This window comes from Lactonifactor longoviformis DSM 17459 (genome assembly GCF_900129135.1).
Classification (GTDB): domain Bacteria; phylum Bacillota; class Clostridia; order Lachnospirales; family Lachnospiraceae; genus Lactonifactor; species Lactonifactor longoviformis.
The window spans coordinates 1-25,615 of the sequence record NZ_FQVI01000018.1; the positions used below are offsets into that span (position 1 = coordinate 1).

Annotated in this window: 23 protein-coding genes; 19 read left to right on the forward strand and 4 right to left on the reverse strand. The window is 45.8% G+C overall.

The window, feature by feature from the left end:
* Positions 1–64: 64 nt before the first annotated feature.
* Entirely contained in the window at positions 65–238 is a 174-nt protein-coding gene (locus tag BUA56_RS14975) for a hypothetical protein (RefSeq protein WP_341443427.1), read from the forward strand.
* Positions 239–310: 72 nt separating this feature from the next.
* Here BUA56_RS14975 and BUA56_RS14980 read toward each other — a convergent pair whose 3' ends face one another.
* Positions 311–1,036, reverse strand: a complete 726-nt coding sequence (locus BUA56_RS14980; protein WP_072853176.1) for a FadR/GntR family transcriptional regulator — start codon at positions 1,034–1,036, stop codon at positions 311–313.
* Positions 1,037–1,384: 348 nt separating this feature from the next.
* Here BUA56_RS14980 and BUA56_RS14985 point away from each other — a divergent pair, with 348 nt between their 5' ends.
* The 10 genes from BUA56_RS14985 to BUA56_RS15030 all read left to right on the forward strand — a co-directional run bounded on the left by BUA56_RS14985 (position 1,385) and on the right by BUA56_RS15030 (position 11,881).
* The gene (locus tag BUA56_RS14985) at positions 1,385–2,647 is read left to right on the forward strand and encodes an MFS transporter (RefSeq protein WP_072853178.1); all 1,263 of its coding nucleotides are present in this window, start codon (positions 1,385–1,387) and stop codon (positions 2,645–2,647) included.
* Positions 2,648–2,678: 31 nt separating this feature from the next.
* On the forward strand, positions 2,679–2,879 hold the full coding sequence (locus BUA56_RS14990) for a 4Fe-4S binding protein (protein ID WP_072853180.1): 201 nt from the start codon (positions 2,679–2,681) through the stop codon (positions 2,877–2,879).
* Positions 2,880–2,891: 12 nt separating this feature from the next.
* Entirely contained in the window at positions 2,892–3,947 is a 1,056-nt protein-coding gene (gene vorB / locus BUA56_RS14995; RefSeq protein ID WP_072853182.1) for a 3-methyl-2-oxobutanoate dehydrogenase subunit VorB, read from the forward strand.
* 12 nt (positions 3,948–3,959) lie between these two features.
* On the forward strand, positions 3,960–4,700 hold the full coding sequence (locus tag BUA56_RS15000) for a thiamine pyrophosphate-dependent enzyme (protein ID WP_072853184.1): 741 nt from the start codon (positions 3,960–3,962) through the stop codon (positions 4,698–4,700).
* Positions 4,697–5,230: a 2-oxoacid:acceptor oxidoreductase family protein gene (locus BUA56_RS15005; RefSeq protein WP_072853186.1), complete on the forward strand. Its 534-nt coding sequence runs from the start codon at positions 4,697–4,699 to the stop codon at positions 5,228–5,230. Before BUA56_RS15000 ends, BUA56_RS15005 begins: the two co-directional genes overlap by 4 nt.
* A 15-nt stretch (positions 5,231–5,245) precedes the next feature.
* On the forward strand, positions 5,246–7,342 hold the full coding sequence (locus BUA56_RS15010) for an acetate--CoA ligase family protein (protein ID WP_072853188.1): 2,097 nt from the start codon (positions 5,246–5,248) through the stop codon (positions 7,340–7,342).
* A 28-nt stretch (positions 7,343–7,370) separates the two neighbouring features.
* Positions 7,371–8,798, forward strand: a complete 1,428-nt coding sequence (locus BUA56_RS15015) for a sodium:solute symporter family protein (protein ID WP_072853190.1) — start codon at positions 7,371–7,373, stop codon at positions 8,796–8,798.
* Between the two features lie 25 nt (positions 8,799–8,823).
* A complete protein-coding gene (locus BUA56_RS15020; RefSeq protein ID WP_072853192.1) occupies positions 8,824–9,810 on the forward strand; it encodes a C-terminal binding protein in 987 nt (328 codons plus the stop codon).
* Between the two features lie 160 nt (positions 9,811–9,970).
* A complete protein-coding gene (locus BUA56_RS15025; RefSeq protein ID WP_072853194.1) occupies positions 9,971–10,642 on the forward strand; it encodes a YczE/YyaS/YitT family protein in 672 nt (223 codons plus the stop codon).
* A gap of 84 nt (positions 10,643–10,726) precedes the next feature.
* Entirely contained in the window at positions 10,727–11,881 is a 1,155-nt protein-coding gene (locus tag BUA56_RS15030; RefSeq protein WP_341443491.1) for an MFS transporter, read from the forward strand.
* Between the two features lie 78 nt (positions 11,882–11,959).
* On the opposite strand, the gene BUA56_RS15035 is transcribed toward BUA56_RS15030, so the two are convergent.
* A complete protein-coding gene (locus BUA56_RS15035) occupies positions 11,960–12,541 on the reverse strand; it encodes an adaptor protein MecA (protein WP_072853198.1) in 582 nt (193 codons plus the stop codon).
* Between the two features lie 214 nt (positions 12,542–12,755).
* Here BUA56_RS15035 and BUA56_RS15040 point away from each other — a divergent pair, with 214 nt between their 5' ends.
* From BUA56_RS15040 to BUA56_RS15060, 5 genes are all read left to right on the forward strand, one after another.
* Complete coding sequence (locus BUA56_RS15040; RefSeq protein ID WP_072853200.1) at positions 12,756–13,706, forward strand: AAA family ATPase; 951 nt, start codon at positions 12,756–12,758, stop codon at positions 13,704–13,706.
* A 2-nt stretch (positions 13,707–13,708) separates the two neighbouring features.
* Positions 13,709–14,800, forward strand: coding sequence for a DUF58 domain-containing protein (locus BUA56_RS15045; RefSeq protein ID WP_072853202.1), 1,092 nt, complete (start codon positions 13,709–13,711; stop codon positions 14,798–14,800).
* 21 nt (positions 14,801–14,821) lie between these two features.
* Positions 14,822–17,245, forward strand: coding sequence for a transglutaminase domain-containing protein (locus tag BUA56_RS15050; RefSeq protein ID WP_072853204.1), 2,424 nt, complete (start codon positions 14,822–14,824; stop codon positions 17,243–17,245).
* A gap of 76 nt (positions 17,246–17,321) precedes the next feature.
* Positions 17,322–17,684, forward strand: coding sequence for a fluoride efflux transporter CrcB (gene crcB, locus BUA56_RS15055; protein ID WP_072853206.1), 363 nt, complete (start codon positions 17,322–17,324; stop codon positions 17,682–17,684).
* Positions 17,685–17,825: 141 nt separating this feature from the next.
* On the forward strand, positions 17,826–19,112 hold the full coding sequence (locus BUA56_RS15060; protein ID WP_072853208.1) for an O-acetylhomoserine aminocarboxypropyltransferase/cysteine synthase family protein: 1,287 nt from the start codon (positions 17,826–17,828) through the stop codon (positions 19,110–19,112).
* Between the two features lie 61 nt (positions 19,113–19,173).
* On the opposite strand, the gene BUA56_RS15065 is transcribed toward BUA56_RS15060, so the two are convergent.
* Together BUA56_RS15065 and BUA56_RS15070 are read right to left on the reverse strand one after the other, a co-directional pair.
* Entirely contained in the window at positions 19,174–21,426 is a 2,253-nt protein-coding gene (locus BUA56_RS15065) for a sensor histidine kinase (protein WP_072853210.1), read from the reverse strand.
* Entirely contained in the window at positions 21,401–22,099 is a 699-nt protein-coding gene (locus BUA56_RS15070) for a response regulator transcription factor (protein ID WP_072853212.1), read from the reverse strand. Before BUA56_RS15070 ends, BUA56_RS15065 begins: the two co-directional genes overlap by 26 nt.
* 250 nt (positions 22,100–22,349) lie before the next feature.
* Between BUA56_RS15070 and mnmM the strand changes: the two genes are divergently transcribed.
* The 3 genes from mnmM to BUA56_RS15085 all read left to right on the forward strand — a co-directional run bounded on the left by mnmM (position 22,350) and on the right by BUA56_RS15085 (position 25,612).
* A complete protein-coding gene (gene mnmM / locus BUA56_RS15075) occupies positions 22,350–22,916 on the forward strand; it encodes a tRNA 5-(aminomethyl)-2-thiouridylate-methyltransferase MnmM (protein WP_341443462.1) in 567 nt (188 codons plus the stop codon).
* Positions 22,917–23,154: 238 nt separating this feature from the next.
* A complete protein-coding gene (locus BUA56_RS15080) occupies positions 23,155–24,201 on the forward strand; it encodes a LacI family DNA-binding transcriptional regulator (RefSeq protein ID WP_072853214.1) in 1,047 nt (348 codons plus the stop codon).
* A 178-nt stretch (positions 24,202–24,379) separates the two neighbouring features.
* Positions 24,380–25,612, forward strand: coding sequence for an anhydro-N-acetylmuramic acid kinase (locus tag BUA56_RS15085; protein WP_072853216.1), 1,233 nt, complete (start codon positions 24,380–24,382; stop codon positions 25,610–25,612).
* Positions 25,613–25,615: the final 3 nt, after the last annotated feature.

The following is a 25,615-nucleotide window of genomic DNA, read 5'->3' on the forward strand; positions in this document are numbered from 1 at the left end:
TCACCGTATTCGTATGTGCATATGGAAACAGTGGAAGTTACCCAAAACAAGGAAAAGAAACCTTATGAAACACGGAATACCCGAATATTTTGCACATCAGGCGGCAAACAGCCGCAGGAAATACTGGTATGTATCGGGAATGGGAGCGGTCAACAGAGCATTAACAAAAGAAAGATTGATAAACAGTGGCTTCTATGATTTAGCCACTGCCTATCAGTCTGTGCACGTCAACTATTGAAACCGCCGTGTACCGAACGGTACGCACGGTGGTGTGAGAGGACGGGAGTTAATCACTCCCTCCTACTCGATTCTACAGGGGATCCTTGGCAATGGACTGCAGTACTTTCAGAGCCGCCCGATCATCGTCTGTGAATGCAAAATGTTCATTGATGGCTTTCCGGGCCAGTTCCAGATCCCTGGTTTTTATTGCCTCATACAATTCGTTATGTTCCTGCTGCAGCAGATCCTTAGGATAAGCATCCTCTATAATCTTAGATACAAGAGATATATTCTGGTAGTAGAGTTTAGACAGGGCGTTTAAAAGAAACACAAACATGCTGTTTCCGGAAGCCTCTATGATTTTGGAATGAAACTGCCGATCCCAGCCGGTCCGTTCTTTTGAGGTGGCACTGGAATTGTAATGCTCTATAATTTCTCCAAGCTCACGGATAATATCGTCATTCCCCTGTTCAATTATATTTCTGATGGATTCAGACTCAATGCACCTTCTTAACTGTATCAAATCTTCGATTTTTCCATTATTAAGTGTGTACAGGAGTGAAAGGTTATTGGTCGTCCGTTCCTGTACCTTATTTACAATAAAATTGCCTCCCCCCTGCCGGCTTTCACAGATGCCGATCACCTCCAGGGCTTTTAGCGCCTCCCGCACAGAGGTGCGGCTTACACCAAATTTTTCGGAGAGTTCTTTTTCTGTGGGCAGCCGTTCTCCCACGGTAAGCTCACCGTTTATAATCATATCCTTAATCTGTTCTACAATGTATTCATAATTCTTTTTATTTCCAATGTGATTGAACATGACATCCTCCAATTTGTGCATCTCTTACATGATAACTGGTAAAAAGTAAAAGATAGTGTGTCGTATTTTGTATAATTGTTATAATTTTACCATATTATACAGAATTAATAAAGCATTAGTGCTAAAGGAGTTAAAAAGTTAACGATGAAAAATGCACAATAAATATTGACATGCAATAGTTTCTGTGGTAGTTTATAACCATAATAAATTTGTATGACAATATTACAATAACATAATATTAACAATAAAGAAAGGGAGAAAGCAATAAATATATACAAAAGCATCAATTGTAATTTGGCATGCAAATAAACGGCGGAACCATGCGGTGAAAAAGAAAGGAGTTATGGGATGAATAGCAGAGCAAAACGTTACATTGCAATTACTGCGTTGGGGTTGGTATATGGCACTATGTTTAACCTGCCTTATATCAAGTATGTATTCTATGATGCCATGATTGATGGAATGGGTGTGAGCAATACAAAGCTGGGACTTCTTTTAACTGTTTACACCATAGTCAGCACGGCAGGGCTGCTTCCGGGAGGGTGGATTGCCGATCGGTTTAAGACAAAAGGGATCATTGTAGGAAGCGCATTTTTGAACGGAATTATCTGTATTTTCTTTATGTTTACCATGAGAAACTATGCGTGTGCCATGATTACTTGGATTGTATCTGCCATAGCAGGGGTTACTGCTTTCTGGGCTGCTATATTAAAGGCGGTGCGTCTGATATCACCGGAGGATGAGCAGGGAAGAGCCTACGGATTCTGGGAAGGGGTCTGCGGCCTTTCGGCAACAATCGGAAATTTTGTGGCTTTATATGTATTTTCCAGATTTGATAATTCTACAGCAGCCCTGAAAGGGGCAGTGGCAAGTATGGGTGTGATGTGCATCATCGGCGGACTGCTGGTATGGTGGCTCTACGACGAGAACATGACATCTACGGATGAAAGAGGGGAGAAGCGAAAGACAGTAAGCATTAAAGAAACATTCGCTGTCTTTAAACTGCCGAAGCTTTATCTGAGCTGTATCATTGTCTTCTGCAGTTACGGATTCTTCAGCAGCCAGTCCTTTTTAACTCCTTACTTCACCAATGTTTTAGGTGCCGCAGTTACCTTCAGCGGCGTACTTGCAATCTTCAGAAGCTACGGGCTGAAGATTCTGGGAGGTCCTGTAGGGGGTGTGATAGCCGATAAGCTGCACTCTCCGTCGAAGCTGGCAATCGGCTGCTACATTATTATGGCAGCAGTGGTGATCTACATAGCGAACGCGTCGGGGGGAAGTGAACTGATCACCATACTTACCGTATTATCCCTCATACTTGCAACCGTTTGTTTTATGGCAAGGGGAACGATGTGGGCAACCATTGCAGAGGCAGAGATCCCTCCGGAGATATCAGGTACGGCCATTTCCGTTGCTTCTATCATCGGATTTAATATACCCGATACATTCCTGCCTCCGCTGCTTGGCAGCTGGCTGGATAAATACGGGAACACGGGATACCAGTACATCTTTTACTTTTTGATCGGATTGTGTGTAGTGGGAGTCATTGCCGCATTATCACTGATATTTGCCAATAAGAGGACTGCTGCAAAAAGAATCTCAGCAAATTAATCTATAGAGTTTACCGGAAAGGGAGGATATTATGCAAAAACTGAAACTGAACATTGAACGCTGCAAAGGATGCGGGTACTGCGTAGATGCCTGCAAACAGAAAGCCTTGTCACAGCCGGGACAGCTGAACAAAAAGGGCTACAGTATCGTAGTCGCAGACGAGGAGAAATGTATTCAATGCGGAATGTGCTACCGTATGTGTCCGGACTGTGTGTTTGAGATTTTGGAATAAGGAGGGGAAAAAATGGCAGCAGAAAAAGTCATGATGAAAGGAAACGAAGCATTGGCAGAAGCCGCGCTTAGAGCGGGCTGCAGATTTTACAGCGGATATCCCATAACTCCCCAGACAGAGATCCTGGAATATCTGTCCTGGAGAATGGAAGAGGTCGGCGGTGAATTTGTGCAGACAGAATCAGAACTGGCAGGAATCAATATGCTCTACGGGGCAACGGCAGCCGGAGCCAGAGTACTTACCAGCTCAGCCGGTCCGGGATTTGCGCTGAAGCAGGAGGGGATCTCCTATTTGTGCGCTGCGGATTTGCCGGCTGTCCTAATCGATGTTATGAGGATAGGAAACGGACTGGGTGATATTGCACAGGGGCAGGGAGATTACTGGCAGCTGACCAGAGGCGGAGGAAACGGAGACTACAGAACTATAGTTCTTGCGCCCAACAGCGTGCAGGAGAGTGCGGACCTGATTTATGAAGCCTTTGACCTGGCGGAAAAGTATCTGCATCCGGTTATTATTGGATCCGATGCGGCCATTGGCCAGATGATGGAGGCAGTGACCTTTCCGGAGATGAAGGAACACAACATTGATAAGTTTGACTGGACCGTGAAAGGGTGCAAACCCGGGGATACCCAGAGAATTATATCTAATGTCTGCTTCTATGGACATCCGGATTACGAGGAATATCTGAGAGAAAAATACAGGACAATTGAGGAGAATGAACAGCGCTGGGAGAGCATGCAGACAGAAGACGCGGAGATTATCCTGGTAGCCTACGGAATCTCCTCCAGAGTTGCAAAGGAAGCAGTCCGCAACGGAAGAAAACAGGGGTTAAAGCTGGGTCTTATCCGTCCCATCACTTTATGGCCCTATCCGGTTCAGGCATTCCGGAATTTATCTGATCACTTTAAAGGATTTATCAGTGTGGAGATGAATATTCTGGGCCAGATGGTGGATGACATTAAGCTGGCCACAGACGCAAAATATCCAATAGAATTCTATGGTACTTTCTTTGATGTGCCTGAGAGTGAACGAATCATTGAAATCGCAAAGACAATGGCAGAGAGATAGGGGGTTATGTCAGTGAAATTAAAAGCACCGGAAACAGTTACCTTTAGACCAACCTCATTCTGTCCCGGATGCGGTCATGGGATCGCAGCCAGGCTGATAGGGGAAATTATAGATGAGATGGGACTGCAGCAGGATTTTATTCCCACCGTGGATGTGGCGTGCGGAGCGCTGAATATGGATACCTGGCGATTTGATACCGTTATGGCTGCACACGGCAGACCCGTTGTTGTGGCAATCGGAGTGAAAAAAGTCCGCAAGGATAAACTTTCAGTGGCTTATATCGGGGATGGGGCAGCATATGCCATAGGTATGGCTGAGACGATGCACGCCGCATTGAGAAATGACAATGTCGTTGTAATAGTTATGAATAACGGAGTATTTGGAATGACAGGCGGTCAGATGGCGCCTACTACCCTGATTGGACAGAAGACAACATCTTCCCCGAAGGGAAGAGATCCAAAAAAGCAGGGGGAACCTTTTGATGTTGTAAAAGCACTGGGAGAGTTTGACATTGCGTATTTGGCGAGGGCGTCCCTGGACTGCCCGGCATCGGTCAATAAGGCCAAAAAATACATAAAGAAGGCATTTGAAAAACAGATGAACAATGAGGGATTCTGTCTGGTTGAAATTCTTGCCCCATGTCCCACAAACTGGGGGCTGTCACCGGTAGACAGCCTGAAGCATATTCGTGAGAAGACGCTTTCCTATTATAAGCTGGGAGAATTCGTAGATAAGAAAGGAGAAGAAAAATGACAGAAATTATTTGTGCGGGATTCGGCGGTCAGGGTGTACTGATCACCGGGATGATTCTGGCCTACTGCGGTATGCAGGAGGGAAAATATTTTACCTGGTATCCTTCTTATGGCTCGGAGATGCGGGGAGGAACAGCCAACTGCAATGTGAAAATAAGTGAGGAAGAGATTGCCAGCCCATATGCAAAACATTTGGATATTCTTGTATCTATGAATGATGTGGCAATTAATAAGTTTGAACCGACTATGAAGCCGGGGGCAGTTTTGATGGCCAATAGTTCTCTTCTGGCAGAGGACAGAGTGTTCAGAGATGACATCAGGGTTGTAAAAGTCCCGGCTACGGAGATCGCTGCCAGGCTGGATAACCCAAAGGGAACCAATATTGTAATGCTTGGCGCACTTTGCAAGGCTACGGGGCTGTTTGAGGAAGAATTTATGAAACGTTCAATAGATGAATATTTTGCTAAAAAAGGCAAAGTGAATCCTAAGAATGCTCTGTGCTTTGATGAAGGATTCAAGGCAGTTTCATAGAAAGTAGGTGTCGAGATGGATTTGAATAAGCTGCTGAAAGCCAGGTCACTTGCGGTAGTGGGCGCCAGTGAAAAACCGGGGTTCGGGGGAGATACCTGCAGAAATATCCTGGAGTATAGGAAAGATTTGAGCAGAGTATATTTTGTAAACCCGGGCAGAGAGACGGTGCTGGGGAGAAAGTGCTATAAAAGTCTTTCGGAGATTGACGACGAGGTAGAGCTGGTTATTATCTGCACTTCACAGGCCACAGTATGCGGCCTGCTGAGGGAGGCAAAAACAAAGGGCTGCGGGGGAGCGGTTGTCTTTGCCAGCGGCTATAGTGAAACCGGAGATGAAAAAGGGAAGGCGGCGGAAGAAGAGCTGAAGTCTCTGGCGAAGGAATTGGACATTGCGGTTTTGGGTCCAAATTGTGGAGGATTCAACAATTATGTGGATGACGTAATTTCATTTGCATTTCCTGTGGAAAAGAGAGACAGAAAAGGAAGCATTGGGTTTATTTCACAGAGCGGACAGTTTTGCATTAACCTTATGGACAGCAGTGAGATGAGATTTTCTTATGCAATTTCTATCGGGAATGGAAAGATTGTAACCTTGGAAGACTATCTGGATTTTTTGGTTGAGGACGAACATACAAAGGTCATTGCAGTCTATATGGAAGGCGTCCAGGATGCGGAACATTTTGCTTCCTGTCTGCGTAAGGCTGCGGAAAAGAAAAAGCCTGTCATTATTCAGAAGGGCGGAAAAAGCGAAAAGGGCGGCAAGATAGCGGCATCTCATACAGGGGCCCTTGCAGGATCCGACAGGGCCTATGATGCAGTATTTGATAAGTTTGGCGTTATCAGGGCGGACGATATGCAGGAGATGATGTCAACGGCGCTGCTGTTATCCACTTTAAAAAATCTTCCGGAAAAGGCGGCATTTGCGTCCATGAATATATCCGGAGGGGAAACCGCAATCTGTGCGGATATGGGCAGCACGTTTGGAATTAACTATCCGGATTTTGAGGAAAGTACCCTGAAAAAGTTAAAATCTATGCTTCCCTCCTTCTGCACGCCGGGTAATCCTCTGGATATGACGGCAGCTCTCTGTTATGACAGTGACCTATATGCAGAGGGGCTGAAGGTAGTGATGGATGATCCCAATATTGAGATGGTCCTCATAGGAATCACCATACAGTTGGTAGTGGCAGATCCTACTATATATAATATTTATCATGGAGTTAAGAAGGTTGTGGATCAGGGATATAAAAAACCCATTGCCATACTGCCCTTTATTGAGGGAACACGCAACCGGGATGTGGCAGAGAAATTCAGGGAGATTGGAGTCCCCATTCTTCCCAGCCCGAAGTATGCTTTTTCCGCTCTGAGTCATCTTTCTAGCTATATAAGGTATGACAGCAGCAAACGGGAGCTTTCTCTGGCAGTTCCAAAAAAAGCACCTGCGGGAAAGAGGCGGGCATTGAGTGAGGTAAAAAGTAAACAGATGCTTATGGAGAATGGAATATCTCTGGATCTTGGAGTAATTGTTACAAGCAGGGAGGATGCCCTTGAGAAGGCAAAGTACCTTACCTATCCGGTGGTGATGAAGATAGAATCTGACGATATTCTCCATAAATCAGATGTCGGAGGCGTGATCCTGAATATTAAGAGCGAAGACGAGATAGGGAAGGCGTTTGATACGATTCTGACAAATGTAAAGAGCAGAATGCCGGAAGCTAAGATTAACGGGATCCTGATGCAGAACATGATGCCCCAGGGGACCGAACTGATTCTTGGGGTAAAAAGAGACGCACAATTCGGACCCATGCTGCTGGCCGGCTTGGGAGGCGTATTCGTGGAAGTGTTCGGTGACAGCTCTCTGTACCCCATTCCTCTGAATAAAAACGAAGCATATGAGATGCTGAAGTCCCTGAAATCGTATAAAATGCTGACCGGTTACAGAGGCACACCGCCCAGAGATATAGATGCCGTAGTGGAAATGATGGTTGCCATATCAGAATTTGCCCGGAAGAACAAAGACAGACTCTGTGAGCTGGATATAAATCCTCTGTTTGTATACGGGGAAGGTGCCGGAGTTGGTGTGGCAGATGCATTAGTAGTGCTGGAAGAGTAAAGCTTCCTGCGGATGGAGGTGCTGGCCTTTGAAGGGGATTGATATCTGTTTTGTAGTAATTTATATGGCAATGATGCTGGGTATTGGGATTTACACGTCACGGAAGCAAAGCAGCATGGAGACATATTATGTGGCAGGCAGAAAGCTGGGAACATTTTCCATTGCCTGTCTCTGGATCTCCTGCTGGATAGGGGGTGCCTCGGTAATAGGAACCTCTACAAAGGCTTACGATATGGGGATTACTGCCATATGGTATGTGGGGATACTGGCTGTGGGCTGTGGACTGTTTTCCCTGGTCTTTTCAAAAAAAGTAAAGCAAATAGGGGATCATCTTGAAAATCTGACCTACCCGGACTTTATAGAGAGCAGGTACGATCACAGGTGCAGATTCGTATCTACCATCTGTACTCTGATTGGGATGATTGGGGTAACAGCGTCGCAGCTTGTGGCCAGCGGAGTGATCCTGAATACGATTACAGGGTGGGGAAATGGAATTTCTTTTACCGTGGCGGCTGTAGTTCTGATCTTATACACTGCATTGGGAGGATATCTTGCGGTAACCTATACGGACTGGGTTCAGGTAGGGCTCTTAATGTTTGGGGTTATCTTAGCAGTGCCCTTTGCTGCCAACGCAATCGGCGGAGCAGGGGAGATACGGGCGCTGCCGGACAGCTATTTCGATGTAGGAGCCTGGGGGTGGCCTACCATTATAGCATTTGCCCTCTCTACGCTGCTTTCCTTTTTTACTACCATGGACAGCTATACCAGATGTATGGCGGCCAAGGATGCCAATACAGCAAGAAAAGGCGGCTTTATCGCTGCTCTGTGTATCCTGCCCATTGCACTTTGTGCTACGTATGAAGGTCTGGCAGCGAAAGTTTTAATACCGGATCTTCCCGCAGGAAGTAACTCTCTGATACAATTAATATTGATGACATTCCCCAGCGGAATCAAAGGGCTGGTGATAACAGGGATCTTTGCCGCTATTATGTCCTCTGCGGATATCGCAATATTAACAGCATCGGCAAATGTGACCAGGGATATCTACCAAAGATACATTAACCCGAAGGCTTCCGATAAGAGAATTGTACGTCTGGGAACCATCAGTTCTCTTATTATAGGATGTATCAGTCTGTTATTTGCATGGCTGAATCCTGATATTATGGATATACTGCTGATTACGTTTACTTTTTTATCGGCGGGACTTTTTATTCCTACATTTTTTGGTTTCTTCTGGAAACGGGGAAGTATCAGCGCAGCCTTTTACAGTATGACCTTCTCTCTGCTAACCGTAATCGTATGGTACATTGGACGGTCTCTGGGATGGGGATCCATTTTTCATATAGATGCTTTATGGCCGGGTCTGGGAGTATCAGCCGTTTTGTTTTTTTCCATATCTGTGCTGAGAGGCCAGAAGGCAGAGGAGAGGGAGAAAATTCAACATTTTTTATCGTAACAAGTGATGGAAAGGAAGGAAGTCTATGAAAATTATAATTGCAGAATATCCGGAATCCGCGGATCGGGATCTCAGTATAGAGAGGGAAGTATTTCCTGAGGATGCAGTGCTGGAGCTGGCTGTGTATACTCCGGAGACAGAGGATGCCTTTATTGAACAGTGCAGGGATGCGGATGCCATCCTGGTGGGATATGTAGGCATTAACAAAAGAATTATCGACGGACTGGAGAACTGTAAGGTTATCTCTGTTCAGGCGACGGGATGGAACTATGTGGACTGGGAATACGCCAGGGAGAAGAAGATTGCAGTCTGCGCCATAGGCGAGTACTGTACACAGGAAGTTGCGGATCACGCCATTATGCTGATGCTGGCACTGCTGAAGGGCCTGAAAACGTACGAGAGAAGCGTTCAGACGGACAAACAATGGATCTACAACGCAAAGCCTGGTGTAAAACGCATTGAAGGGCTTAAGCTGGGAATTGCAGGATACGGGAAGATTGGAAGAGCTGTTGCAAAAAGAGCACAAAGCTTTGGCATGGAGATACTGGCCTACGATCCCTATATACCTGATGAGGCCGTCCGGGAGATGGGAGCAGAGCCTGTGACAATGGATGAGCTTCTGGAACAAAGTGATGTAATCACTATTCATATGAATCTGACCGGAGAAAATCAGGGGATGTTTGACCTGCAAAAGTTCAGGAAGATGAAGCGCAGTCCAATACTCCTGAATGTGGCCAGAGGAGGTGCGGTAAAAGAAGAGGATCTGGTGTATGCGCTGGATCACGGACTGGTGAGCGGTGCGGGGCTGGACGTACTCTCTTCCGAGACACCGGATATGAATACGTGTCCTCTGGCGGGAAGGGAGAATGTCATTATTACCCCTCACAGTGCGTTTTACTCTACTACCACGGAGTATCTCCTGTATAAGATTCCTGCGGAAAATGTACTCCGCTGTCTGGAGGGCAAATATAAAGAGGCAAACAGAGTAGTAAATGGGGTTGGATTAGAGTAAGGAAAGTATGGAAGAGATGTCTGTTTTTCGGAGAGTTCTCCGATGGGAGCAGGCATCTCTTTTACTGCCCAAAAAGCAGGGATCACAGTTGAATAATATCTGACGGAAGGATATAATATTTCTATCAAATAATTTAATAAGATGAAGGGAATATTCTGTTATGGAAGCAGTACAAAAAGGGAAAAAGGAACAGTTTGCCTCCGACACTTCAGCAAGAACGGCAAAGGACTGGGCCAAGGCATTGCTGATTCTCCTTATTGGCCTTACAGTGGCCCATCTGGGGGTGACACTCTTTCTTCTGTCGGAGCTGGGAACGGATACATTCACTGTTTTTATCCAGGGGCTTGCCAGGAATGTCCATCTGACGGTGGGAACGGTACATGTAATTGTTTTGTGTATCTTAATGATCCTCATGGCGGTGACAACCAAAGGGTACATAAAGCCTGGCACTATCCTGTGTGCCTTCTGCGGGGGGCCTATTATTGATTTATTCACGTGGGTATTTCAGGATTTCATTAATGGAAATGCGCCCATGGGAATCCGTGCGGCCAGTATGGTTGCAGGATGTATTATTTTATCCGCGGGAATGTCCGTGGTCATCAACAGTAATGCAGGCACAGGTCCAAATGATCTGGTGGCCATTATATTATCGGATAAGATTGCCTCTGTGCAGTTCCGGTGGGTCCGGGTTGGATGTGACCTGTTTTTTGTGACATTGGGGTATATTCTGGGGGGAACCGTGGGTGTGGGAACCATAGCGGCAGTTTTCCTGACAGGACCCCTGGTGCAGTTCTGGCTGCCCAGAACTAAAAAACTTCTGCCGGCATGCTGATGAAGAGGAGGCGCTCCTATTAGAACGGGTGACTTAGGTATATGGAAAAAACTTACCCCTATTTTTATTTCAGAATTTGCATCTATCTTTTACTGTATAGTGTTTACCCCTCTGGGGTATATTCTGAAGGATTTTCCGGGACAGGAAAAAACGGTATATTTAATGGTTACGCTTCCCGGGATTACTGCTATGATTGGCGGGTTTGCTTCTGCCGGCCTTATACAGAGAATAAGCAGCAAATCTTTAGTTGTGGGTTCTATTATTATGACAATTGTGGGAGGACTCCTCATACGGTTTACCGGAATCCGCAGTTTGCCTCTCTGTATAGCGGGATCTGCGCTGACTGGCTTTGCGTCAGGGGTAATTCCTTCCGCAAATTTAGCTGCTCTGGCGGAGACTGCACCCGCAGATCTGAGAGATAAGGTGTGCGGCTGGACCTGCGTATGCAGTAATCTGGGATTTATTGTGTGCAATACCATAGCCGGTTACAGTGCGGCAGGGGGGAACTGGGCGAAATCATTTAATGCTGCCTTTGTGCTGGTTCCTGTATTGCTTGCCGCTGTCATCTGGTATCCCTCAGGAAAAGGGAGTATGTCCAAGGCAGAGGCATACGGGGAAACAGCGGAAGGCACTGCTTTGCCGAAGGAAGAGAGGATGCCAAAATGTATTATGGGTCTGATTGCTGTTAAGTTCCTGTCTGCCATGTTTTACATGTCCCTGGGACTGAATGCATCAAGCTACATTATCAATGAACTGGGTACAGGAACTTCTGCCCTTGTGGGCAATGTAACTACGGTAAATAAGGTAGTGGGACTTGTGGTCACTATGTTTCTGTTTTTGTGGCTGAAGGCTTTTAAAGGTGCAAGTACAGTGGCAGCCGGCATTGTGATGGGAGTCTGTACCCTCACCGTTGCTCTGGTTCCCGGTACCATTGGGTTTGTGGCAGGCTACAGCTTATTAAATCTGGGAGTGAATGCATTCCACGCAGCCCAGGGAACTGTAGTGGCTATGACACCAAAAGGGAAGTACGTGGGAATTGCTTCGGGTCTGTTTATTGGTGCTACTTACTGCGGCGAGGCGCTTTGCGCGTATGTGGCGCCGTGGACGGGTAAGCTTCTCTTTGGGTCGGATCTGCCCTCGTCGGCTATAAAAGCAGGTGGAATTTTTTGTATTCTGTTCGGTTTGATTAGCTATCCGTTTTTTAGGGAAGCATATAAAAGGGCTTTTCCCGGAAGATAATGTGAAAGGATGCCGCACCATAGGAATATGGGGGCATCCTTTCGTTAAATGAGGGATCCGATTATGTGAAATAAAAGGTTACAGATTTGCAAGTGTCTCTATGGCATGCTCTGCAATAATGCACGCGTGGTGCTCTTCCATGTAGGCTTTCTGTGCCGGGGAGATTGCCTTCAAGGGGGCGAATTCTGTCCACACAATGCCGCAGGTATTCATCTGCTGTTCATTGTCTGTGTCAGGTTCCGCCAAAATATAGTACTGGTTATCTACCTGATAAAGGGAATTGACTACTTGAACCCTTCCATTGAGTATCCTGGAAGCCTGAATGACATCGTCTAAGCTCTCAAATCGGTACAGCAGGAAGAGATCCTGCCCGGGTTCAATTATATTTTCCGGAAGCTGCTGATTCTCGGCAAGCTGTTTCTTCTTTGTTATCGCAAAGGAAACCTTTTCTTCTGACATCTCAGTCAGCTGACAATACAGGAGATAACCTTCAACCTGAAACTGAAAATCCTCTTCTGCCATCTCCAGAGCTCTTTGAAAAAGTGTCTGAACCTTTGTTGTTCCCAACAGGAAATCCTGGAGCTTCAGCTGATTCTCAACAAAATCGTTTTTGTCTAAAGACCACAGGAACTGGGAATCATTAATTTTTTCAACTTTCATGGTTATCCTCCTCTCTAATCTATGAAAACTTAGTGATAGTTGCCGCAGTATAATAATTAATCTATTGTTATATATATAATATAATAAATAGAACATGAAAGGTCAAGTACTATTTTCATATTTCATAGAAAATTAATTTTTCTTCTAATTTCTGTTAAATATCTTGAGATAATGTATAATATGAGTATATCACCTTAACGGAGAGGAGTATAAGATGACAGAGGATGTAAAAAGAGCATTGAGCGTAATTGCCCAGGTAAAAAAGGCAGTTATGGGCAAAGATGCCTGTATTATAAAAACAATGACTGCTATTCTGGCGGGAGGTCACGTATTAATAGAAGACATACCGGGAGTGGGGAAGACAACCCTTGCCCTTGCATTCTCCAAGGCTATGGGACTGGAACAGAACAGAATGCAGTTTACACCGGATGTGCTTCCGGCGGATATCACCGGGTTTTCCATTTACAAAAAAGAGACAAATTCTTTTGTTTATCAGCCCGGAGCGGTAATGTGCAATCTCTTTCTGGCAGATGAGATCAACCGTACCTCACCTAAGACACAATCTGCGCTTCTGGAGGTTATGGAAGAGGGAAAGGTTACCGTGGACGGTGTGCAGCAGGAGATTCCCCGTCCGTTTATTGTGATAGCCACCCAGAATCCGGTGGGGAGTGCCGGAACCCAGATGCTTCCGGAATCACAGATCGACAGGTTTATGATCTGCATCAGTATGGGATATCCCAGCATGAAGGATGAGATTGAGATTGCAAAAGGCAATACTTCCGGTACGCCTATTGAGGATGTAAAAACGGTAATTTCAAGAGAGGATCTCCTTCATCTACAGGAGGAGGCGGGTAAGATTTTTATTCACGATGAGGTTTATGAATATATCGGAAAGCTGATACAGGCGACCAGGGAAGATCCTCTGATTGCACTGGGAATCAGCCCCCGGGGTACCATTGCGCTTACTAAAATGGCTAAAGCGTATGCGTTTCTTCATAAGAGAGAGTATGTGATACCGGAGGATGTATCCTATGTGTTCCCTGATATAGCCGTACATCGGATCTGTATGAATTCCAAGGCCAGAATCAACCATGTGACAGAGGAGAAGATTATTGGACAGATTCTGGATCGGGTGAGGCGTCCTTCTGTGCGGAGAGGTTACTAGGAATGGGTAAAATTATTAGTTATCTGATTGGGGTTCTGCTGACACTGTTCTTCTCTTTAATGTATAACAGCAGGGAACTGATTATGCTGTTTTTGGCAGAGATTCTGATCCCTTTTTTTATGCTGGTATGTATCAGCTACCCTGCGGGCAGGATGAAGGCAAAGATGACGGTTCTGGATTCCGTAATCACAAGAGGAGAGGGCACAAAGCTGGCTTTAGAGCTTTATAATCCCTCAAGCTGGATACTTCCAAAAGTGGCGGCACGGATCCGTTATAAAAATCTGCTTTTAGGTACAGAGGGAGTATTTGTAATGGAGGGGCTTGTGGGAGGGAAGAGCAGGGTAAGGCTGACCTGCCCCGTCAATAGCGATTTCTGCGGAAAAATCCTTTTGACTCTGGATGGAATCCGGGTGTATGATTATATGCACTTTTTTTCTGTCAAAAAACGAATAACCGGGTCAGAGGAGCTTGCCGTACTTCCAAAAGGATATGAAACCTTTGTAAATGTCAGCAGAGCCACCAGGGAGTTTCCGGCGGAGGGGGAGGAATATGATAAGGAAAGAAAGGGAGACGACCCTTCGGAGATCTTTCAGATAAGAGAATACAGGGCAGGGGACAGGCCTCAGAGGATCCACTGGAAACTGAGTGCGCGGTCAGAGGAACTTATGGTAAAAGAGTACAGCAGGCCTTTAGGCTGTGCAGTAGTGCTGTTTCTGGATTTCAGGCGGTACCGGAATGGAGGAGATGTGAGCGGACTGCTTGAGCTTGCACTTTCTGTATCACTGGCACTTCTGGCCGGACATTGTATGCATTTTCTATGCTGGTTTGACAGGGAAGAACAGAAGCTGATTCGGGCCAGGATAGAGAATACAGATGATATCTATGAGATGCTGGAACCCCTGATTCAGATTCCGCTCTACGAAGAGGAGATAGAACTGGAGCGCCTGTATAGGGATCAGTATCCCGGGGAGAATTACAGTACTGGGATTCGCCTGAATCTATTGCTGGAGCTGTATCTGAAGGAAAGCTTATGGGTAAGGTTCCACGGCGAGGGGCTGGAGGATGAACTCCGGGGAATGGATCTGACAGTATAGGGGGTATAGGAGACAGAACTTATGTTAAGAAGAAAAAAAGGGAAGACGGAGGGGATTACCGTTTCCCCGTATACCAGTATTGAAATAATGAGCGGAAATGAAAAAAAGAGCGGCGGTACAGGGACTCTCCTGCTAACGGCGTATCTTTTTCTGTTTTTTACTGGTGTGGCTTACGCCTTTATCAGCCTGGCCGAGCTTCCCGTCTCCAAAGCGGGAATTCTGCCGTTTTGCTTGGCCTCTTCGGTCGTGTTCGGTATAGCTGCCTTTGGAACTTATGCCAAAGGTATATTTTACGTTTTTGTTTTTTTGGTGACAGGAGGCATAGGATTTATAGGCCGGGATACCCTTGGCTATGGGTTTTGCGTGATTGCCAACAGGGTCATTGCTGAGATTAACCGGTACTACAGCGGTAATATGGAAATGTTTCCGGTAAATGACAGTGACACCGGAGCATGTACGTTAAGTTTTTGCTTTGGAATGTTTGTGCTGATGTTGGTGATCTCTGCGGTTCTGGGGTATTGGGCCAGAAAATGGGTTCTCGGGGTTCTGATTGTGTATATCCTGTGGGCGGGCCTGTTAATGGGCAGGGTTCCCTCGGCAGTGTCTCTGGGGATGCTGGTAATATCCTACTGCGGAATGTCAGCCGTCATCTCCGCAAGAAATATGCCTCTGGAGGGGGACAAAAGGTCCTTGGGAGCAGGCAGCGCCGGGCTCTTTATGGGGATCCTCGCCGGAATTCTGATATTGATTGCCGGTGTTGTACTGACACCGGCGGCATCCCCCGGCATATTAAAAAATCAGAAACGTATATACCAGACAGTAAACCGGATCGAGCAGCAGATTATGTCCGGACAATTTAGAGATTGGAATATGTTTTCCAATGTTTCCCTTCCCTTTTATACATCCAGCGGTATGCTGGACAACAGAGAGATTACGTATAAAGGGGAGGAAGAGCTGTATGTCATATTAGAGGAAAGGCCGGAGCGTGATATTTATCTCAGAGGATTTGTAGGAGATGAATATATGGGAAACCGATGGAATCCTGTATCAGGCAGCAGCAATCTCCGTTCCCATAAGATTCAGAACATATCCCATGATTTTTTGTTATCCAATGCCGGGACAGACCAGAGGCTTTCCAGACAATCTATGGGGATACAGATTGTGAATGCAGATTCCTCTGTGGCATATGTTCCTTACTATTCTTATATTCCGGACAGTGCTGTGACAGAGGGAGACGGGGCCGTAAGGAGCAGTTCAGGAAACACGCAGGAGTACGAGGGGTATTTCAGCAATTTTGAGTGTCTGGAGTGGCCTTCTGTTACGGATAACGGTACCGCGGAGCCGGAGTACCGGGCATTTGTCTATGAACAGTATACTCTATTGCCCCGGGAGGGTCTGAAACAGCTGCGCAGTCAATGCCAGGGACAGAATCTGGCAGAAATCAATGATATTACACAATACATTCGGAATACCCTGCACCAGAATACCTCCTACAGCCTTAAGATCAACAAGCTTCCCAGAGGAGAGGATTTTGCGGAATACTTTTTGTACGGCCAGAAAAGGGGATACTGCATTCACTATGCAACCACAGCTGTTCTAATGTATCGGATGTTCGGCATTCCTGCCCGCTATGTTACTGGTTTTATTGTCCCGCAGAATGAATTTCAGGAACAGGAGGGGGCATACAGAGCAGTGGCAAAAGATGAAAAATCTCATGCCTGGGTGGAGATCTATCTGGACGGCCGGGGATGGATGCCTGTGGAGGTGACGCCCGGATACCTGCCCGGGGAGGAAGGACAGGAAATTCCGGAGTTACAGGAGAATACCTCACAGGAGGGGCTGGATAATACCGGGGATACCCCTGAGGAGGAAGCAGAGGATAGCCGGGGGGAGAAAGAAAGTCTATCCGGGGAAACTGAAGCTAAGGAAAAGAAAAGCGTCAGCAATTCAGACAGGAAGGCAGGAATCGGGGACAGGTTCTGGGATAGAATCACCGGGAATATGAGCAGCCAGGCAGGAAGAGCGGTGCGCTATGGCGGAACTGCAGCTGCGTCTGTTATCTTTCTGTTGTTATTAATAATGCTCAGAAGATGGTTCTTAGTGTCCAGGCGCCTCAGACTTTTTGGAAACCGTAATCCAAATTTGGCAATTATAAGAATATCTCACAGCATATACCAGGTTCTGACAGAAGCGGGATATGATCAGGGGGATAAGATGTGGGACCTTCAGTGGGCGTCTTATGTGCAGGACAACCTTCCCTGCCTGGAAAAAGAAGAGTTTCTGGCATTTATGACAGCCGCACAGCGGGCTGCATTCGGAAAGGAAAGATGCTCCAGACAGGAGGTAATTGACGGAAGAAAGCTGTACAGGAGGATCAGCAGGTACCTCTATAAAAGCTTTCATGGATGGAAAAAGCTTCAGTGGAAATATATAAAGTGCAGATAAAATAAGTATTGCATATACGCGTAAAAGGCTTCATACTATTCAGTGGAATATACTTGGCCGGAGGAGGACAAAAGAGATGTTAAATTGTCTGTATGTAGGACTGGGAGGAGCTCTGGGGGCAGTGGGAAGATACCTTATGGGACAAATCCCGCTGCCCAGGATGTCATTTCCAGTGATGACCCTTGTCATCAATTTTCTGGGTGCATTTCTGATTGGGATAATCAGCGCAGCCGCAGCTAAACACGGGGCGGGAAGCACCCCCTTGATCCTATTCCTGAAAGTGGGGGTATGCGGAGGGTTTACTACCTTTTCTACCTTTGCCCTGGAGACAACAAATCTGCTGGGGGAGGGCAGAATGCTGGCAGGTATGCTTTATATTATCTTAAGCGTGTGTCTGTGTATGGGAGCTGTAATGGCAGGGGGGATGCTGGTAAAGTAGACCCCGGTTATATTTGTATTTTACTGGAATTATGGTATAATTTGTACAATCAGTCAAATATCCTTTCCGGTAAGGCAAGGTATCTGACCCTTGCGGGCGGTACGCAAGAATAAAATTATCAGGAAATGAGGGACAATACATATGAGCAAGGGATATGAAATTGAAACGAAATGTATACAATCGGGCTGGAAGCCCAGGAAAGGGGAGCCCAGGGTTCTTCCTATCTATCAGAGTACTACTTTTAAATATGATACCACAGATGAGATGGGTAAATTATTTGATCTTGAGGATGACGGATATTTTTATACCAGGCTGCAGAATCCAACCAATGATGCTGTGGCGGCCAAGATAGCAGATCTGGAGGGCGGTGTGGCCGCTATGCTGACCTCATCCGGTCAGGCGGCTAACTTCTATGCGATATTTAATATCTGTGAGGCAGGAGATCATATCGTTTGTGCCAATGCAGTCTATGGAGGTACCTTTAACCTGTTTGGCGTGACGATGAAAAAGCTTGGCATTGCGTGCACTTTTGTGAATCCCGATGACAGCTACGAAGAGCTCTGCAAGGCCTTCCGGCCAAACACAAAAGCAGTGTTTGCCGAGACCATTGCTAATCCGGCCCTGGTTGTACTTGACATTGAGAAGTTTGCCAGGCTGGCCCATGAGCATGAGGTGCCTCTGATTGTGGACAACACCTTTGCTACCCCTGTAAACTGCCGTCCCTTTGAGTGGGGAGCAGACATTGTAACCCATTCAACCACGAAATATATGGATGGACATGCCATGCAGGTAGGGGGAGCGATTGTAGACAGCGGGAACTTTGACTGGGCTGCCTATGGAGATAAGTACCACGGTCTGACGAAACCTGATGAATCCTATCATGGAGTAGTCTACACAGAGAGGTTTGGAAAGGCTGCCTATATTACTAAGGCTACGGCACAGCTTATGAGAGATCTGGGCTCTATCCCGTCCCCTCAGAATTGTTTTCTGCTGAATGTGGGACTGGAGACTTTGTTCCTCCGTGTGGAGAGGCACTGCTACAATGCACAGAAGGTGGCTGAATTCTTAAATGCTCATGAGAAGGTAGCGCATGTAAACTACGCAGGACTCCCGGGAGATAAGTATTATGAAGTGGCGAAGAAATACATGCCCAAGGGTACCTGCGGTGTCATCTCTTTTGAATTAAAGGGAGGAAGGGAAGACGCTGTGAAGTTTATGGACGGCCTGAAGCTGGCAGCTATCGTTACCCATGTGGCTGATGCCAGGACCAGTGTTCTTCACCCGGCAAGCCATACCCACCGGCAGATGAACGACCAGCAGCTGAAGGAAGCCGGAGTTTCCCCGGGAATGATTCGCTTATCCGTTGGAATTGAGAATGTAAATGATATTATCGAAGATTTAAAGCAGGCTTTGGAACAGGCAGAATAGTAGAACAGTCAAAAAGGAAGAGCAGGTTTCAGCTCTTCCTTTTTATAAATGCACAAATATATTAGTTAGTAGTCGATGTAATATCCCGGAACTCTACCGTAACCACAAAGAGGTCGGCGTTGATGTCTATCCGGAAGCTTCCCCGGCATGCCTCCACAAAGCTTTTGGCAATGGAGAGCCCAAGTCCGCTCCCCCCGTCCGAACGGCTCTCATCCCCGCGGACAAACCGTTCCGTGTAATCGATCCGATCCGGAAGCTCGTACCGGGAGATATTCTTCACACTGACCGCGGCCAGTATGCCGTCTGTTTCCAGAGTGATAAAGATTCTGGAGTGTTCCATGGAATACTGGAGAGCATTCTGAAGCAGATTTTGGAATACACGGTAAAGTCTCTGCCCGTCTGCTTTAATCAATACAGGTTCCTCCGGAATCCTTGTCTTAACAGATAAGGTGCTGCGCTCTATACTTTCAGACATATCGGCAAGGGTCTGCCGGATAAGTTTCCCCAGATCCAGTGTCTCTATGTTTACAGGGAGCTGTCTGGAGGCTGCTTTGCTGATCTCAAATACATCCTGTACCATACTTTTCAGCCTCTGGGATTTGCTTTCCAGGATTTTTACATAATCTTTCACATGTTCCGGAAGATCCGGCTCCTGGTTCATAAGATCCACATAACTGATAATAGAAGTAAGGGGGGTCTTAATGTCATGAGATACATTAGAGACAAGTTCAACCTTCATACGCTCACTTTTTATCTGTTCCTGAACGGCAATGTCAAGCCCGTTGCGGATATCATTCAGATTTTTGGCTGCCTCTCCCAGATCGGGATCCGTAAGTACCGGAACCTCTTCCGCGATCTTGCCCTCTTTTATTCTGTCAATCTGCTGTATAAGCGCTTCTATATCCTCCGCTGCGGACCGATTTCTCCAGATATACCAAAATTGTGCGGCCAGAGTCAGCCCTGCGGCCGTAAGTGCTAAAACGTATAAAAACATGTCTGCACTGTAGAAGGTGCCGCTGTAATACAGCCGGAACCCCAGGAGGAGAAGTAAACTCACAACCATTCCCTCCCCCAGAAATGCAGGCAGATACCGGAAAATAATCTTTTTCTGCACTGGCAAGGCGGCCCCTTTAAAGCGGAACATTCGGAAAATGTAATTCCACAAACTGCGAAGTACACTGGAGGATAAGGGGTTTCTGTTATAGCGGATATCGTTACCCAGAAAGAAAAGGATCCAGACACATACCAATATAACAGTAAGATAGGAAAGCCAGGTCCATATAGATCCGGTAATTCTGAATACGTAATAGTCATATTCATAGACAACGTCGTAGCTGTTTTGCAGACTCCAGTAAAGTTCTCTCAGAACTTCAGTGCCGGCAATCATCAGGAGCAGGAGGGAGCCCAGACAGAGAACAGCTTTTACCTCAACCCATATCTTTTTTGTCTTAGCAGCTATAAACTGATTCACACTTTTTATCTGTTTTCTCCATCGAACAGCCAGGATCAGGGATACGGCAAACAGTGCCGTCAATAGGCCAAAAAACAGGATCAGGCTGCGCAGGCTGTAAAGATCCTGGTTCAGCCGGTAGAGCCGGTTGCTCACCGACTCTTCCCCATAGCTGGAATAATCTGCCTTCATATAAATCCTGGGAGTTTTTGCAGCTGCTATGATTACCGAAGCCTTTTTCGATTTGCTGTCTGTGGTAAAGTTATGATATCCCGGTACTTTCCAGTCGCTGTTTTCCCTGTAGTAACCATCCCCGTAGACATCAATGGTTTTTCCGTCCTTTTGCAGATAGACTTTTGAACCATCAAAATACAGTAAAAAGTTATAACCCTCGGGCATTTTGCCTGCAGCTCCGTCTAAGGTACCTTCCTCTGCATTGGAGTATAAAGTGTCTCCGTCATAGGAGATGGTATAGAGCATATTTTTATCATCCTTCAGTGCATTGTGAAGCTCCCGTCTCTCCTGTGCAGCGGAAAGCTCACCGGCGGCTTCCTCCCACACCTCTGCTGCTGTCTCCTCAGAAACCGCAATGTCTGAGGAGACAGCAGCAGTTCCCATGGATGCTCCGGTGCTGCCTCCGGCTGCCATCATGATAAAGTCCTCCAGGCGGTAACTGATATACTGCCGAAATGCCTTGGTATCCTGATAATCTCCCCGGAATGCGTCAGCAGGACTTATAGCTATGCTCTGCATTGCAGCCAAGAGGCCGGAGCCCGTAAGAAGCACCGCCATCAGCAGACATAATGCCGCAACAAAGGACGCATAGCTTGTAACCGATTTACATTTTTTCCATTTTATATCCAATTCCCCACACCACCTTTAAATATTCTGGCTCTTTCGGATTCAGTTCAATTTTCTCCCGGATACGGCGGATATGAACCATTACAGTATTCTCAGGGGCAAAGGATTCTTCCTCCCATACTCTCTGGTATATCTCCTCTGCGGGAAAGATTCGTCCCGGATTGCGCATCAGCAGATCTATAATTTTAGTTTCAGTAGCAGTCAGCCGTACCGGATCCCCGTCAGCATACAGAACTCTTTCCTCTGCGTTATACAGAAGGCGCCCATTTTCATAGCGATTGGAAATCTGAGAGGCATGTACATCCCCAAGTCTGGTGTAACGCCGCAGATGACTCTTTACTCTGGCTGTAAGTTCTTGGGGATTATACGGCTTTGTCACATAGTCATCTGCTCCCATGGAGAGTCCGAGCACTTTGTCTGTCTCTTCACTTTTTGCACTCAGTACGATAATCGGCAGATTACGCCTTTCCCGGATCCTCAAAATCGCTGACAGGCCGTCCAGCTTAGGCATCATCACGTCTATGAGAATAATCTGTACGGGATATTCTGCAATTTTTTCCAGGGCTTCCAGCCCGTCGTAGGCCTTAATTACCTGAAAGCCTTCTTTTTCCAAAAGAATGGATATAGCCTTTACAATTTCTCTGTCATCGTCAACCACGAGTACGCATTCCCTCATGTTCTCTCCTCCTTTGAGCCTACGTTTAGTTTATGGCATAGGCCTTACGAATTTATGAATAAATATCTTACGGATTTCTTACAGATTCTAATCAGGGTACTGTTCAGACACCCAAGTCTGCGGGATTTGTGCACAGTAATCTAATTATAACATAGAGTTGAAACAATGGTATCACTACTATAAAAAGAATAGCGCCTGTGCTATACTGAGTCAGGCAGCAAATTTACAGCAGGAAGGGAGAGGCAGCACTATGATGAAATCGTACCAGATAACCGAATGGTGCCATGAGATAATAAAAAGCCAGGTGCAAAGAGAAGGTATTTATATAGATGCCACTATGGGAAATGGCTATGATACAGCCTTTTTCTGCGAACTGGCAGGAGAAAAGGGGAAGGTATTTGCTTTTGACATTCAGGAGCTGGCTGTCGAGAGGACAGGGAAGCTTCTGGAACAGCGCGGGCTGACAGCCAGGGCGCAGCTTATCCTTGACAGCCATGCAAATATGGAGCAGTACATGGGGGGAGAAAAAGCGGACTGCATCTGTTTTAACTTTGGGTATCTTCCCGGCGGAGATCACGCCATGGCCACAAATCCGGATACCAGCCTGATAGCCATACGCGCTGGACTGGACATACTAAAAGAGGGCGGATTGATGAGCCTTTGCATATACAGCGGAGGAGATACAGGCTTTGAGGAGAGGGATGCAATCCTGGAAGAACTGAGGCAGCTGGACAGCCGGAGGTATCTTGTGATAGTGAATTCCTATTATAACCGGGGCAACCATCCGCCTATTCCGGTTTTTATATTAAAAAAATAGAACGGAATATGCCGGAGTATTCTCATCTCAAAGCGTAAGATATACAAGGGGAAGTTTGAATATTTATGTGCATATTTAACAAATCAGTATTCAGTATTGTTATATATGGCCATATAAAATTGATAATTTTATATAATCATTATAAATCTAAAGAAAAGAAATTGACAAAATTGACACCCAGGAATATAATTACAGTATCGAGTGAGAACGTTCTCATAAAAGAGTGGGGGAACACAATATGGATAAAAGAAATGAAAATAAAAGTATTACAATAGATGATGTTGCAAAACTAGCAGGAGTCTCCAGAGCTACTGCCGGCCGTGTGGTAGGAAATTACGGAAGTGTATCTGAGAGTGCAAAAACCAAGGTAAAAAAGGCAATTGAAGAGCTTGGATATTATCCTAATGCTATTGCTCAGGGTCTGAGAAGCAATACCAGTAAAACGATTGCAGTGGTAGTGGAAAGTATTAACAACCATTTATTTAGTGAACTTACCTCCTGGATAGAAAAAGTAGCTTTGAAAAAAGGATACAGTGTAATGGTCTGCAGTACACATGAAAATCCATTATTGGAAATACAGCATTTAAGTAGTTTACATAATAGGAGGGTAGAAGGAATTGTAATTGCAGCTACCAGTACATCAGAAACATCTATAAATAAGAAGAATAAGCATCTTTATGACGGGGATATACCTATGGTTTATGTGGACAGGGAAGTGAAAGGGACATCAAGAAATCTTATTGTAAGTAATAACAGGGATGCTGGTTATAAAGCAGCTCAGTATCTGATAGAACTGGGACATCAAAAAATAGGCGGAATTGCGACAACTAGTTTTGCAACTGTCGCGGAACGTTTTGCCGGTTATCAAAAAGCTATGGAGGATGAGGGGATTGGGTTTCATTCCGATAATTTTATGAAAATTGATTACGAAGCAGAGAATGTAGAAGAGATCCTAGAAAAAGGGATACTGTCAAGGATTCGGGAACTGACAGCTATTATTGTATTTAATAACTCTCTGCTGGCTCCGCTGCTTCTGGGTCTGAGAAAAAAGGGGCTTTCCATACCGGAGGATATTTCCATAGTAGCTTGGGATGATGAGAATTTGAACCAGCTGATGGAAATTACCACTATGAAACAGCAGGTGGAGAAGCTGGGAACTTATGCAGCGGAGAGATTATTCGAGTTAATAGAAATGCCGGACAGAAGAGGAGATACTTATATTCAGGTTTTGGAAACAGAAATGATAGTAAGGAAATCCTGCAGAGAGATAAAAGAGGAAGGATGAGTAGTTATGCAGATTCAATATGCAGGGAACTTAATAGAAATGAAGGGAGGAGAATTTTTTACTAAAAATGAGAACGTTCCCAAAATCTGATTTTTTATATAAAATGGCAAAATTTTACAACTATATAAAAGGCCATTACACCCTGAAAAATTTTAAGTATGTAAGGAGGAAGCAGTAAATGGATTTAATTATGGGAATGAACAGTGGATCTTCATTTGATGGAATTGACGTAATTCTGGCAGAGACAAAAATGGACGGGGACGGATTCCCGGCGGCACCTCGGTTTATAAAGGGCAGTTCTTATGAGTGGCCGTTAGATGTTAAGAAGGTAGTATTAGATGCTTTTGAGAACAAAGTAGATATGGTGGGACTGAATCGACTTAATTATGTTGCGGGGGCAGTTTTCGCGGAGAAGGCAGTTCAATTTTTGAAGGAAAACGGTATTGAATCCAGGGAGATTAAGGTTTTGGGGCTAGATACACAGACCATTTACCAGGAGCAGCCCGATCATAAAGCAATAGCAGCGATGACTGCTGAGGAAAAGGCTGACTGGCCCGGAAGATGGATATCCGGCAAATACCCTGCAGGTTATCAGGTTGGTGATACATCTGTTATTGCAAATCTGACAAATATTGATACGGTGACTCATTTTCGTCAGGCAGATCACACATTTGGAGGCAGCGCGGCCCCCCTTATGCAGTACCTTGATTTTGTTCTGTTCAGAAAAGAAGAGAAACCTAAGATGACACTAAATATAGGAGGAATTGCCAATCTTCACCTTGCCTGCAGTGACAGAAGAAAAATGTATGGGTTTGATGTGGGACCCGGGAATGTAATCTCCGATTATTTTGCAAAGAGACTTTATGGAAAAGAGTACGACAGAAATGGTGCGTTGGCAGCGTCAGGAAGGGTGAATGAAGATATGCTGAATTACTTTATGCATCATCCGTTCTTTGAGAGGCCGGTACCTCGTTCCGGATGGAGAATGGATTACAGTCCTGAGTACTTGAACAGTACCATAGCAAAATTCAGCCATGTGGCCAGAGAAGATATGATGGCTACCGCCTGTGCATTTACCGGTGAGGCTGTGGCAAAATCTATGGAGGACAATATTCCCCGGGAAGTAATAGAGCAGGTTGATCAGCTGTATGCAAGCGGCGGGGGTGTAAAAAATCCGGCGATCCTTCAGGAAATCCAGAAAAGAATTCCACAGAATATTAAACTGGTTTCTTCCTCAGAGATAGGAATTCCACCGGAATTCAAAGAGGCAATTAAATTTGCTACTCTTGCTTACTCTACAATTCATTGTGTTCCGGGTAACATTCCGGCTGCAGGACATGCCTCCCAGTATGCCATTCTGGGGAATATAGGCCTGGCACCCAGGAACATCAAAGGAGGCGCAGAATTCTAGTGC